The sequence below is a fragment of the Bacillus sp. AF23 genome, assembly GCF_020861455.1.
Classification (GTDB): domain Bacteria; phylum Bacillota; class Bacilli; order Bacillales; family Bacillaceae; genus Bacillus; species Bacillus halotolerans.
The window spans coordinates 1-12,304 of the sequence record NZ_JAJHVY010000017.1 but is presented as its reverse complement, the minus strand read 5'-3'; the positions used below and the strand labels follow the sequence as shown (position 1 = coordinate 12,304).

General features: G+C 43.8%; 12 protein-coding genes and 2 riboswitches. Of the genes, 8 read left to right on the top strand and 4 right to left on the bottom strand.

The genetic code is table 11. From position 1 onward, the window contains the following. Window positions 1-32: 32 nt before the first annotated feature. Window positions 33-1,055, bottom strand: coding sequence for an acyltransferase family protein (locus LNN34_RS08765; RefSeq protein ID WP_044156141.1), 1,023 nt, complete (start codon window positions 1,053-1,055; stop codon window positions 33-35). A 253-nt stretch (window positions 1,056-1,308) separates the two neighbouring features. Here LNN34_RS08765 and LNN34_RS08760 point away from each other — a divergent pair, with 253 nt between their 5' ends. The 3 genes from LNN34_RS08760 to LNN34_RS08750 all read left to right on the top strand — a co-directional run bounded on the left by LNN34_RS08760 (window position 1,309) and on the right by LNN34_RS08750 (window position 4,234). After that, entirely contained in the window at window positions 1,309-3,525 is a 2,217-nt protein-coding gene (locus LNN34_RS08760; protein WP_059292897.1) for a PAS domain-containing sensor histidine kinase, read from the top strand. Continuing rightward, complete coding sequence (locus tag LNN34_RS08755) at window positions 3,522-4,019, top strand: methylated-DNA--[protein]-cysteine S-methyltransferase (RefSeq protein ID WP_059292896.1); 498 nt, start codon at window positions 3,522-3,524, stop codon at window positions 4,017-4,019. The genes LNN34_RS08760 and LNN34_RS08755 overlap by 4 nt, the downstream gene beginning before the upstream one ends. Window positions 4,020-4,108: 89 nt before the next feature. Next, on the top strand, window positions 4,109-4,234 hold the full coding sequence (locus tag LNN34_RS08750) for a hypothetical protein (protein WP_024121158.1): 126 nt from the start codon (window positions 4,109-4,111) through the stop codon (window positions 4,232-4,234). A gap of 35 nt (window positions 4,235-4,269) precedes the next feature. Here LNN34_RS08750 and mtnA read toward each other — a convergent pair whose 3' ends face one another. The 3 genes from mtnA to LNN34_RS08735 form a co-directional block, all read right to left on the bottom strand. Continuing rightward, entirely contained in the window at window positions 4,270-5,331 is a 1,062-nt protein-coding gene (mtnA, locus tag LNN34_RS08745) for an S-methyl-5-thioribose-1-phosphate isomerase (RefSeq protein ID WP_229043106.1), read from the bottom strand. A 7-nt stretch (window positions 5,332-5,338) separates the two neighbouring features. Beyond that, window positions 5,339-6,532 carry an S-methyl-5-thioribose kinase gene (gene mtnK, locus LNN34_RS08740; protein ID WP_059292894.1) on the bottom strand — a complete coding sequence of 398 codons (1,194 nt, stop codon included), beginning with the start codon at window positions 6,530-6,532 and terminating at the stop codon, window positions 5,339-5,341. Between the two features lie 104 nt (window positions 6,533-6,636). Next, a riboswitch (SAM riboswitch) is annotated at window positions 6,637-6,791 on the bottom strand. A gap of 83 nt (window positions 6,792-6,874) precedes the next feature. Further along, window positions 6,875-7,654: a carbon-nitrogen family hydrolase gene (locus LNN34_RS08735; protein WP_229043105.1), complete on the bottom strand. Its 780-nt coding sequence runs from the start codon at window positions 7,652-7,654 to the stop codon at window positions 6,875-6,877. Between the two features lie 93 nt (window positions 7,655-7,747). Between LNN34_RS08735 and LNN34_RS08730 the strand changes: the two genes are divergently transcribed. The 5 genes from LNN34_RS08730 (at window position 7,748) to mtnD (ending at window position 12,227) form a co-directional block, all read left to right on the top strand. Continuing rightward, window positions 7,748-8,944, top strand: coding sequence for a pyridoxal phosphate-dependent aminotransferase (locus LNN34_RS08730; protein ID WP_229043104.1), 1,197 nt, complete (start codon window positions 7,748-7,750; stop codon window positions 8,942-8,944). 38 nt (window positions 8,945-8,982) lie between these two features. Beyond that, window positions 8,983-9,083: riboswitch (SAM riboswitch) on the top strand. An 83-nt stretch (window positions 9,084-9,166) separates the two neighbouring features. After that, entirely contained in the window at window positions 9,167-10,384 is a 1,218-nt protein-coding gene (gene mtnW / locus LNN34_RS08725) for a 2,3-diketo-5-methylthiopentyl-1-phosphate enolase (protein ID WP_101865228.1), read from the top strand. Beyond that, window positions 10,381-11,088, top strand: coding sequence for a 2-hydroxy-3-keto-5-methylthiopentenyl-1-phosphate phosphatase (gene mtnX, locus LNN34_RS08720; RefSeq protein ID WP_202663691.1), 708 nt, complete (start codon window positions 10,381-10,383; stop codon window positions 11,086-11,088). The genes mtnW and mtnX overlap by 4 nt, the downstream gene beginning before the upstream one ends. Beyond that, window positions 11,046-11,675, top strand: coding sequence for a methylthioribulose 1-phosphate dehydratase (locus LNN34_RS08715; RefSeq protein WP_044156132.1), 630 nt, complete (start codon window positions 11,046-11,048; stop codon window positions 11,673-11,675). Before mtnX ends, LNN34_RS08715 begins: the two co-directional genes overlap by 43 nt. 15 nt (window positions 11,676-11,690) lie before the next feature. Continuing rightward, window positions 11,691-12,227, top strand: a complete 537-nt coding sequence (gene mtnD / locus LNN34_RS08710; RefSeq protein ID WP_044156131.1) for an acireductone dioxygenase — start codon at window positions 11,691-11,693, stop codon at window positions 12,225-12,227. The last annotated feature ends 77 nt before the right edge of the window (window positions 12,228-12,304 follow it).

Below are 12,304 nucleotides of genomic sequence, written 5' to 3'. Positions count from 1 at the left end.
CTTAGGCGGCATGCCGCTTAAGAGGTGTTAAGCTATTTTAAATAGGCATTTTTGCTGCTTCCTCTGACTAGCTGCAGCAAGCCTGTCATTCTCAATTCAATGAACGGCTGAGCAACCGTTTTGACGAAATTGCTTGAGAGAATGGAGGTAAGGGCTGCAGTTAAGAGCAGCAGGATGACTAAGTTTTGATAGTCAGTGAGTCCATCCTCAAGCCCGACTTGCCTGAGTGTTTTAATGATAAATCCGTGAAGCAGGTATACGTAAAATGTCCTTGTTCCCCACTTCGTAAAGAAATAGCGTTTTTGCGGAACAAGCGCTAAAAAGCTAAAGGTTGCCGCAAAGGAAAGTACATACCAGCCGATTCGGGAGAGGCCGCTTGCCAAGGTGACATCGCCAAATGATGAGTACGGCTTAGAGCCGAACAGCCATGAATAGTCAAAATCGATGCCCCAGCAGATGACAAATACGGCGGCGAGCACACCGAGCGCAATCTGTTTGCCTCGTTTTGATCTCAGTAAATCAAAGTGATGTTTATTCGAGTAAAATCCGACCAGGAACATCGGTAAGAATACAAATGTCCGGGACAGGCTCAGTGTGCTGCTGACAAAGTCGAGATAGCCGATCAGCACGGCGATGCCGCAGCTGACAAACAGCGCCCAATGCTTAGAAAGCTTTGAAAAAGGATAGAGCAGGATATTCCAGAAAAATAAGCTTACCAGAAACCATAACGACCATTGCGGATCAATCGGATTCACATTTGTCATGCTTTCGTCTTGAATAATGTAATAAAAGACGGAATAGATGCTTTGGAAAATCAAATATGGAATAATCAGCTTAACCGCCAGCTTTTTCACATATCCGGCGCGTTTAAAACCTTTGGCGAAATAACCGGATACAAGAATAAAGGCAGGCATGTGGAACGTGTAAATGAACTTGTAGAGGTAGAGCATAAAATTGTTATCATGAATAAAAGATCGAAGAATATGACCGAAAACAACAAGGAATATCAATAAGAATTTTGCATTGTCAAAATAACTGTCTCGCGATTTACTCATAGCATCACCTTCTCTTTAAATCAGTCACTAAAAGATTATTCCCTGTTGGTATTTATTTTAAAATAAAAGATCAAAAAGGATTTGAAAAAACGTCTGATTGTTAGGACGATGTAAAGTGACGGTAAGGATCGTTGAAAATGTCTTCTTTATGTAATCACGCTGAAATTTTCTGAAATGTATAGGGCGAATGAAGGAAGTTCATGCAATATGTAGAAATATTGAGGGATAGGTTTTGAAGAAGGAGTGTTTACGCATGGAAACTCTCAATGTCGAGACAAATTCAGATCTGAAAGAGGAACTGAAGCGCCTCAAACAAGAAAATGATCGGCTGAAAAAGGAATTACATCAGCATCAAGTGATTGTGAACAATACGCTCGATGCTATTTTTATATGCGATAATGAAATGAAAATCGTGCAGGCAAATGAAGCAACAGCGAGGATGCTTCAAGTAGATGCGGAAGGTTTGAAAAAGCGTTCCGTTTTTGATTTTTTGTTTTCTATTCCAAAGGATGAGCTGGACCTTTCCGTAAAGAAGTTTTTTAAGAAAGGTTTTCTGTGGAAGGAGGTTCCGATCAGGCTGGACAGCGGAGCGACAAAATATATTGAGTTTCTTGCCAAAAGAGGGATTGGCGAGGATTTCTTTTTTGTCGTTATGAGAGACATTTCTTCAAAGAAAATTTTGGAACGGGAATTTTCCATGAATGAACAGCTTTTTAAGGACTTGTTTGACAGAGCTGTCGACGGAATCGTTTTATTTGATAAAGACGGCGGCTTTATTGATGCCAATCTGTCCTTTTGCAAAAGCTTTGAAATCGACCAGAATGAGCTGTCACATTTGTCGCTGTATCAATTCATAGACAGCGGATCGCGAAAAGATTTCGATAACATTTGGCACACGCTTTATCGAAAGGGAAAAGCAAAAGGCGAGCTGCCTGTCAGGCTTCGTTCAGGAGATCAGAAGCTGTTTGAATTTACGATTACGTCTAACATCATCAGCGGTTTTTATATGTCGATTATGCGGGATATCACAGAGAAGAGGTCCATGGAGCTCCAGCTATTTAAAAGTGAGGAGCGCTTCAGAGAAATTTTTGAAAACGCCATGGACGCCATTATCATCTGGTCGAATGACGGAAGAATCGTTAAGGCCAATCAGTCAGCCTGTAAAATTTTTGAACTGCCGATGAATTTGCTGTTAAAAAGAAAGCTGTGTGATTTTCTCGTAGACTCTCAGCAGAAATACAGCTTGACGAAGAGAAAATATGCAAAATACGGTGAGATTAGGGAAGAGATGCTGTTTCAAATGGGTAACGGGCAGTTCAAAGAGCTTGAATTTACTTCAAAGCGGACAATACTTGAAAACCAGCACTTAACAATTTTAAGAAATGTCAGTGACCGAAAGCGGATGGAAAAGGAGCTTCGGGAAAGCGAGCTCAAATTCAGAAAAGTGTTCAACGGCTCAATGGACGGCAACGTATTATTCGACAATCAGTACCGAATCATCGACGCCAACCCGTTAGCGAGCAATATTTTGGGCCTGCCGCATGAAGAACTGAAAAAACACAGCCTGCTTGATATTATTTCTTCCTATGAAATAGAAAATCTGGCATCGCCGGCAAGGCAGATTAATTTCGATGAAATGGACAATGAGATTCCATTTTTGCTGAGCAGCAATGATAATCGAAAACTAGAATTTTCATTTAAACGAAATATTATTCAAAATATGAACCTGGCTATCTTTAAAGATGTCACAGAGCGAAAAGAACTGGAAGAGCGTCTTCGCAAATCTGATACTCTCCATGTCGTTGGAGAACTCGCTGCCGGCATCGCTCACGAAATCAGAAATCCAATGACAGCTCTTAAAGGCTTCATTCAGCTCCTGAAAGGGAGTGTGGAGGGAGACTATTCACTTTACTTCAACGTCATCACCTCAGAATTAAAGCGCATCGAATCCATCATCACAGAGTTTTTAATTTTAGCCAAGCCCCAGGCTATCATGTATGAGGAAAAACATGTGACACAAATTATGAAAGACACATTAGACCTTCTTAACGCGCAAGCCAATCTCAGCAACGTACAAATGCATCTGGATTTAGTCGGCGACATTCCGCCGATATACTGTGAACCGAATCAGCTGAAACAGGTTTTTATCAATATATTAAAGAACGCCATCGAAGTCATGCCTGATGGCGGCAATATTTATGTGACGATCAAAAAAGCTGATCAAGATCATATACTTATATCTTTGAAAGACGAAGGAGTCGGAATCACAGAGGACAAATTAAAGCGTCTCGGAGAACCGTTTTATACAACAAAGGAACGGGGAACTGGACTCGGGCTTATGGTAAGCTATAAAATTATTGAAGAACATCAAGGCAAAATAATGGTGGAAAGTGAAGAAGGAAAGGGGACTGTTTTTCATCTTACACTTCCCGTCAGGCAGAATTTTGAAGAAAGAAGGTTAGAGGAATGAATTACTATACGACAGCGGAAACGCCGCTCGGGGAGTTCGCGATTGCCGAGGAAGAAGGCAGCATCACCCGTCTCTTCCTCAGTAAGGAAGATTTGATGCAGTGGAAAGAATCCGTTGGGAATACGGAGCAGTTGGAGACGGCTTTTTTGGCAGAAGCGAAAAAGCAGCTTCACGAATATTTTGCGGGAGAAAGAAAGATATTCTCACTGCCATTGAGCCAAAAGGGCACGCCTTTTCAGCAAAAAGTATGGGAGGCGCTTGCCATGATTCCGTATGGCGAATCACGAAGCTATGCTGACATTGCCGTAGCGGTCGGAAGTCCGAAAGCGGTGCGCGCTGTCGGACAGGCAAATAAACGAAATGACCTGCCGATATTTGTCCCGTGCCACAGAGTGATCGGCAAAAACAGCACGTTAACAGGGTATGCCGGAAGCAAAACTGACATCAAAGCTTATTTGCTTAGCATCGAGCAAATCTCCTATAAAGAAAAATAAAACATATGGCACGTTCCCTTTTTTCGCCGCCGACATATGATTTTACTAAGTTAAAAAAGTTGGTCTGATGAAAGAGGAGGACAAAGCAATTGAAGCCGAGCCGCTCTGAGAAAATTGCCGTTTTTGCCGAGCTGCTTGTAAAACTGCATATCTTATCCAGCGCTCAAAAAGATGAAATAATCGATATGAATATGAGCAAACAAAAAAACCGCTGACTCGGCCCAATATGAGCAAAGTCTTCAGCGGTTTTTTAATGAACCTTTTCGCCTGTAAACAGCTGTTCAATTTCTTCTTCATAGGAACCGGTCATAATCCCTTTTTCAGTGATGATCCCAGAAATCAGATGGTGTGGTGTAATATCAAAAGCAGGATTAAAGACAGGCACTTCAGCCGGAGCGGTTCGGACGCCGGAAATGTTCCTGACTTCTTCGGGGTCCCGTTCCTCTATTGGGATATCAGCCCCGCTTTTTACTCTTGTGTCAAAAGTAGATAAAGGTGCTGCTACAAAAAACGGAATATCGAAGGCGTTTGCTAAAATAGCAAGTCCGTAAGTGCCAATTTTATTCGCGGTATCTCCGTTCTTTGCAATTCGGTCCGCGCCGACGATGACGGCAGAAATTTGTTTTTCTTTCATTGTATGGGCTGCCATGCTGTCCGTAATCAGAGTGACGTCAATACCGCCCTGCATCAGTTCCCAAGCCGTAAGCCGTGAACCTTGAAGAACCGGTCTGGTTTCACAAGCATAAATATGAAGCCCCAAATCCTTTTGTTTCGCCAAATAAAACGGGGCAAGCGCGGTTCCATAGCGGCTTGTCGCGATAGAACCGGCATTGCAGATTGTCATAATCTTGTCGCCTTTTTTGAAAAGCTGAAGCGCGTTTTGGCCGATCATACGGCACGTTTCTTCATCCTCCACTTGAATCTGAATCGCTTCATGGACAAGATTGGTTTTTGCTTCATTTACAGAAATGGCGTTTTGAATTGAATGGCTCAGTCTTTCGAGCGCCCATGATAAATTGATTGCTGTCGGCCTTGAACTGTTCAAATAATTTTTGATGTTATCCAATTCGCAGCGGAATTCCGCCACATCACCAGTTTCGATGTTTTTTGCCGCCAGCGCGAGCCCAAATGCTGCCGTAATCCCGATCGCCGGGGCTCCTCTAACTTTAAGTGAGACAATCGCGTCAAATACTTCTTCTTTCGTTGTCAGCTCCAAATATTCCGTAACATCAGGAAGCTTTTGCTGATTTAAAATCTTAATGGCTGTTTCTTTCCATTCAACAGAACGCGGAACAGCAAATGAATTGGTCATGGGTGAATCATTCCTTTACAAGTAACTTAAAACATTCAATAACATCCGTTATGGTTTTTAATTGTGAACGTTTTTCGATGAAGGCAGCACCGGTTTCCAGCGCCAGCCGTTTTCTTTCGATTCGTTTATCAAACGGTAAAATTGTATCCAGATCTGCCACATGGGCAAGGCCGATGGTGCGGCGTATCAGTTCGCAGCCGGCAAACCCAATTGTCTCCTCAAAAATATGGCTGAGCGTATCAGCGAGATAACCGTCGATTTTGGCATACACATCGAGACTGTTTTTCTCCCAGGCTTCACTGAATGTTGTTTGAAACGTGCCCCAAACTTGTTTTACATGTTCATATAATGGCTCTCGATCAGCACCGTCACGGCTGAGTGCATTTAACAATAAGTTGGCGATAAATTGGCCAACATCAAAACCGATTGGCCCGTAAAAAGCGAATTCAGGATCGATCACCTTTGTCTCAAGCTCGCTGGCAAAAATGCTTCCTGTATGCAGATCGCCATGAATCAGCGTTTCGGCAGATGTTAAAAATGACTTTTTCAGCTTAGCCGCTTCAACTTTAATCTTGTCATTTTTCCAAAGCTTTTCAACATATGGACGAAGCTCTTCCTCAAATTCATTTGTATCATGATCAAAGAAAGGATCTGTAAATACGAGTCTTTCAGTAATATCGCAGAGCTCAGGATTTGTAAATTGTTTAACAAGCTGTTTTTTCACCTTAGGTTCAAGTGCGTAATCAGAAGAGTAAAAAAGCGTTTTTCCTAAAAATTCGCCAATGTCTCGTGACAGATTTGGATAATTTTCACCTTCAAGAAGTCCTTTTCTAGCGATCTTCAGATGTGAAAGATCCTCCATGACCGTAACCGCCAATTCAGTATCTGAATAGTAAACTCTCGGTACGAGGTGAGGGACGTGTTCACCCTGGCGGATCAGTGCGCTGCTTTCGATTCTTGCCCGATCGATTGTCAGCGGCCAGCTTTCCCCGACAACTTTTGCATAAGGAACCGCCTGTTTAATGATCAAAGCCCTGTCGTTTTCTTGGTCATAAATATGAAAGACGTAGTTTAAATTTCCGTCGCCGATCTCCTGGCATGTCAGTGTGCTTTTGCTTTGAAATAAGCCGAGTTTCACCGCCAGTGCGACAGCGGAGCTTTCATTTAACGTTTCGTATAAAGGTGTTTTTGTGACTGCCATCGTCATTACCTCCAGTTATGTACTATCTTGTTATGTGTGCCGCGAATGGCCGTAAAAAAGCCTCCTTCTCAGAGAGAAGGAGGCTTAACAATCATGTTCCGCCTCTCTTATCTCTCAGATCAAATCTGATGGAATTAGCACCGTGCCTTACGAGACTTCAGTCTCGGCGCCAAGAAGATGCGCCCCATTTCACAATGGAATTACGGTCGGTTGCTGTTGGGGTCAAAAGGCCAATCCCTCGCCCAACTCTCGATAAGAGAATATATTCACTTGTTAAACAATTCTAATTTATCAGTTGATGAACATAGTAACAGGTGTGTGATTGAATTGTCAATATATTTTTTAATATAAATCTTTTCTGATATCATCGAAAACAGGAATTTTTCCCCGCACCTCAACGCTTTCTTGAAGGTCAATTTCCGCTCTGACACTGCCTTCTTCACGGCCGCCCTCGGCCAATATGCGTCCCCAAGGGTCAATAATCATGCTGTGCCCGGCGAATTCATTATCGGGATTAGATCCTGTGCAATTGCAGGCGGCGACAAAGCATTGATTCTCAATGGCCCTCGCAATAAGCAGGCTTTTCCAATGATCAAGGCGGGGCAGAGGCCATTCCGCGGAAATGAACACCACGTTAGCGCCTTTAGTCGTATGTTTTCTGATCCATTCCGGAAAACGGATATCATAACAGATCAGTCCTGAGCTTTTGACGCCTTCAAGCTCGAAGTATCCGTCCTCGGAACCGGCTGATAAATACACATGCTCATCCATCAGCTGAAAAAGATGGGCTTTGCTGTACTCTTTAATGATTCGTCCTTCCTTATCTGCGATGAACATTGTATTATAAACATCAGAACCCTTTCTGACAGCAACAGATCCTGCGACAATATGAACCCCGTGTTTTTTTGCGGTTTTTTGCAGCCAGCTTTGAGCAGTGAGTCCGTCTTCATCAGCAAGCTGATCAAGATTGGCAAGGTCGTAACCAGTCGTCCATAATTCAGGGAGAACAAGAACGTCAGCATTTTTACTCTCTTTTCCGATTAAAGATTCAGCCTTTTTTATATTTTCAGAAGGTTTTCCGTATGAAATATCAAATTGAAGACAAGATATGGTCCATTTCATTTTTTAACACCCCATATTTTTCTTTACTTTTTTCATTTAACCATATATGATACTGGACTATCATTTCAAGATTTTTTTAGAAGGTGAAAACAGATGAAATTTGAACATTCTCAATTGCTGCAGGAACTGCCTAAACAATTCTTTGCTTCTCTTGTGCAGAAAGTGAACCGAAAGCTGAAGGAAGGACATGATGTCATCAATTTGGGGCAGGGAAATCCGGATCAGCCGACGCCCGAGCATATTGTGGAGGAAATGAAGCGAGCCGTTGCTCAGCCTGAAAATCATAAATACTCCTCATTTCGAGGTTCGCACAGTCTGAAATCAGCAGCGGCGGCATTTTATAACAGAGAATACGGCGTTCAGCTTGATCCGGAAACTGAAGTAGCCGTATTATTCGGCGGGAAAGCCGGTCTTGTCGAGCTGCCGCAATGCCTGCTAAATCCGGGGGATACGATTTTGGTTCCTGACCCCGGCTATCCAGATTATTGGTCCGGTGTCACGCTTGCGAAAGCGAAAATGGAAATGATGCCGCTCACTAAGGAAAATGCGTTTCTTCCTGAATACGCATGCATTTCGCCTGACGTAAGAGAACAAGCGAAATTGATGTACTTGAATTATCCGAATAATCCGACTGGAGCCGTCGCTACCGCGGAATTTTTTGGAGAAACGGTGAGTTTTGCGAAAGAAAACGAAATCTGTGTGGTCCATGATTTTGCTTACGGTGCAGTCGGCTTTGAAGGACACAAGCCTTTAAGCTTTTTGCAGACTGAAGGCGCCAAGGATATCGGAATAGAAATTTACACGCTGTCCAAAACATATAATATGGCGGGCTGGCGGATCGGTTTTGCAGTTGGTAACGCCTCGGTCATTGAAGCGATCAATCTTTATCAAGACCATATGTTTGTCAGTCTTTTCAAAGCAACCCAGCAGGCTGCCGAGGCGGCACTTTTATCTGAGCAGACATGCGTAGCGGAGCAAAATGCCCGATATGAAAGCAGGCGCAACGCTTGGATAGCAGCATGCCGGGAAATCGGCTGGGATGTAACAGCGCCTGCGGGTTCATTTTTTGCATGGCTGCCGGTGCCTGAAGGCTATAGCTCTGAGCAATTCTCAGATCTCTTGCTTGAAAAAGCGAATGTGGCGGTTGCAGCAGGAAACGGCTTTGGTGAATATGGCGAGGGGTATGTCAGAGTGGGGCTCTTAACGAGTGAAGCCAGGCTTAAAGAAGCAGCTCATCGAATTGGCAAACTAAACCTGTTTACCCAAAAAAGCATTGACAAGATTCTTTAACGGTGGGATAATTCAAAATAATTTATCAAATCTATATTTTCTTATCAAGAGCAGGCAGAGGGACGAGCCCGATGAAGCCCGGCAACCGACTTGTAAAGCACGGTGCTAATTCTTGCAGCTGGCGGCTGAGAGATAAGATTCGGACGAGAAACGAAACCTCTTTAGACGCATAGCTGTTTGAAGAGGTTTTTTATATGGTTAAAAAATGAAAGGAGCTCTGGCATGAGTGAATTATTAGCAACATATCTCCTGACCGAGCCGGGAGCCGACACGGAGAAAAAAGCAGAACAAATCGCAACAGGATTGACGGTGGGCTCTTGGACTGATCTGCCTCTGGTGAAGCAGGAGCAGATGCAAAAGCATAAGGGACGGGTTGTAAAAGTCGAGGAGAGAGAGGGACATCTTGCATCAGGGAAACAAGCGGTTATCACAATTGCCTATCCCGAGGTAAATTTCTCACAGGATATTCCGGCATTGCTGACAACTGTGTTTGGCAAGCTGTCGCTGGACGGAAAAATCAAGTTAATAGATCTCGAATTTTCTGAAGCGTTTAAGCGAACACTTCCGGGTCCGAAGTTTGGCGTATACGGCATCCGGAAGATGCTTGGAGAGTTTGAAAGACCGCTGTTAATGAGCATTTTTAAAGGGGTCATCGGAAGGGACCTGAGTGATATTAAAGAACAGCTCAGGCAGCAGGCGCTAGGCGGGGTTGACGTAATCAAAGACGATGAAATTTTCTTTGAGACGGGTTTAGCACCTTTTGAAACAAGAATTACAGAGGGAAAACAAATTTTGAAAGAAACATACGAGCAGACCGGCCATAAAACGCTGTATGCAGTGAATTTGACTGGAAGAACAGCTGAGCTTATAGATAAAGCAAGACGCGCCGCTGAATTGGGAGCGGATGCGCTTTTATTGAATGTCTTCGCTTACGGTTTGGACGTCATGCAAAGCCTTGCGGAAGATCCGGACGTATCAATCCCCATTATGGCGCATCCGGCAGTCAGCGGGGCATTTACATCCTCACCGTTGTACGGGTTTTCCCATGCCCTTTTGCTCGGAAAATTAAACCGATATTGCGGCGCTGACTTCAGTCTGTTTCCTTCTCCATATGGCTCAGTTGCGCTTCCGAAAGAAGACGCGCTGGCGATTCATGAAGAATGCGTGAGAGAAGATGCCTTTAACCAGACATTTGCCGTTCCGTCCGCCGGTATTCACCCTGGGATGGTTCCGCTTCTCATGCGTGATTTTGGCATTGATCATATTATTAACGCCGGAGGAGGCATACACGGACATCCAAACGGCGCCCAAGGCGGGGGCAAAGCGTTCAGAGCTATTATTGATGCGGTTTTGGAGGCGCAGCCGATTGAAGAAAAAGCCGGTCAATGCGAAGATTTGAAGCTTGCGCTTGATAAATGGGGAAAGGCTGAAGCCGTATGACGACTCAAAAACCGTTAATTATATGTGATTTTGATGGAACCATCACGATGAACGACAACATTATAAACATTATGAAAACATTCGCTCCGCCGGAGTGGACGGCGTTAAAAGACGGCGTGCTCTCCAAAACGATGTCAATCCAAGAAGGCGTCGGACGAATGTTCGGTCTTCTGCCGAGCTGCTTAAAAGAGGAGATTACGAGATTCGTATTAGAAGACGCAAAAATCCGGGACGGCTTTCGGGAATTTGTCGCATTTGTTAACAAGCATGAACTCCCGTTTTATGTCGTAAGCGGGGGGATGGACTTTTTTGTCTATCCGCTGCTTGAAGGAATTGTTGAGAAAGATCATATTTATTGCAACCGTGCGTCATTTGAGAACGAATTCATTCATATTGATTGGCCTCATTCTTGCAAAGGCACATGCACAAATCAATGCGGGTGCTGCAAGCCGACTGTTATGAACGAGCTTTCTGAGCCTGATCAATATATCATCATGATCGGTGACTCCGTTACCGATGTAGAGGCGGCAAAGCTGTCTGATCTTTGCTTTGCAAGGGATTATTTATTAAATGAATGCAAGGAGCATCATCTGAATCATATCCCATACCATGATTTTCACGAAATAAAGAAAGCGATTGAAGATGTAACGGAGGTAAAGAAATGGCTGCAAAACAAGAGCGCTGGCTCGAGCTTGCCGAAGTAAAACGGGAATTGGCAGAAAGAGATTGGTTTCCGGCGACCAGCGGCAACCTGTCCATCAAGGTTTCTGATGAGCCATTGCAATTTCTCGTAACGGCGAGCGGAAAAGATAAACGAAAAGAAACGGATGAAGACTTCCTGTTGGTGGATCAGAACGGAGAGCCTGCCGAAAAGGGGCATCATCTGAAACCGTCAGCGGAAACGCTTTTGCATACGCATCTGTACAATAAAACAAATGCCGGATGCTGTCTTCATGTTCATACGGTCAACAATAACGTCATCTCAGAGCTGTATGGCGATCAAAACCAAATTACTTTTAAAGGCCAAGAAATTATAAAAGCGCTCGGCCTGTGGGAAGAGAATGCAGAAGTGTCCATTCCAATTATAGAAAATCCGGCTCATATTCCGACTCTCGCAACGCTTTTCGCGGATCAGGTTACTGGAGATTCAGGAGCTGTCCTGATCAGGAACCATGGCATTACTGCTTGGGGAAGAACAGCACTTGAAGCGAAAAGAGTGCTTGAAGCATATGAATTTTTATTCAGCTATCATTTGAAGCTGAAAACACTCCAGCATCAGCTGGTTAAATAAAAGGGGGAAACGCAAATGGCAACAATTCGAATTCATGATGAGGCAAATACAACGATTGAAAATCAAGAGGAAGTGGCAAGCTTTCTGGACAGCCAAGAGGTGATCTATGAGCAATGGGATATCGCCAAGCTCCCTGAACAGCTTTCAGAAAAATATGACCTGTCTGAAGAAGAAAAACAGCAAATTCTTGACACCTTCGACGCTGAAATTAAAGATATCTCAGCCCGCCGCGGCTACAAAGCCCAAGATGTTATTTCTCTGTCTGACGCTAATCCGAAACTGGATGAACTGCTAGAAAACTTTAAAAGAGAACATCACCATACAGACGATGAAGTCCGTTTTATTGTAAGCGGACACGGAATTTTCGTCATTCAAGGCAAGGACGGCACATTTTTTGATGTCCGTTTAAACCCTGGAGATTTAATCTCGGTACCTGAAAATATCCGCCATTATTTCACGCTTCAAGAGGATCGAAAAGTTGTGGCGGTGCGGATCTTTGTTACATCTGAGGGCTGGGTTCCGATTTATGAAAAAGACAGCGTGAACCAATAAGAAGAAAAAGCCCCGTCCATAAAGGGACTGACCCCCGTTTTTGAGACAGGGATCAAAACACCTTTTATACAGCCAAT

Bases quoted from the DNA above. Each gene is read 5' to 3' on its own strand.
- mtnA (WP_229043106.1), bottom strand. From the start codon at position 5,331: ATGACCAATTCATTTGCTGTTCCGCGTTCTGTTGAATGGAAAGAAACA.
- mtnW (WP_101865228.1), top strand. From the start codon at position 9,167: ATGAGTGAATTATTAGCAACATATCTCCTGACCGAGCCGGGAGCCGAC.
- LNN34_RS08715 (WP_044156132.1), top strand. From the start codon at position 11,046: ATGGCTGCAAAACAAGAGCGCTGGCTCGAGCTTGCCGAAGTAAAACGG.
- mtnK (WP_059292894.1), bottom strand. From the start codon at position 6,532: ATGGCAGTCACAAAAACACCTTTATACGAAACGTTAAATGAAAGCTCC.
- mtnD (WP_044156131.1), top strand. From the start codon at position 11,691: ATGGCAACAATTCGAATTCATGATGAGGCAAATACAACGATTGAAAAT.
- LNN34_RS08755 (WP_059292896.1), top strand. From the start codon at position 3,522: ATGAATTACTATACGACAGCGGAAACGCCGCTCGGGGAGTTCGCGATT.
- LNN34_RS08765 (WP_044156141.1), bottom strand. From the start codon at position 1,055: ATGAGTAAATCGCGAGACAGTTATTTTGACAATGCAAAATTCTTATTG.
- LNN34_RS08730 (WP_229043104.1), top strand. From the start codon at position 7,748: ATGAAATTTGAACATTCTCAATTGCTGCAGGAACTGCCTAAACAATTC.
- LNN34_RS08735 (WP_229043105.1), bottom strand. From the start codon at position 7,654: ATGAAATGGACCATATCTTGTCTTCAATTTGATATTTCATACGGAAAA.
- LNN34_RS08760 (WP_059292897.1), top strand. From the start codon at position 1,309: ATGGAAACTCTCAATGTCGAGACAAATTCAGATCTGAAAGAGGAACTG.
- mtnX (WP_202663691.1), top strand. From the start codon at position 10,381: ATGACGACTCAAAAACCGTTAATTATATGTGATTTTGATGGAACCATC.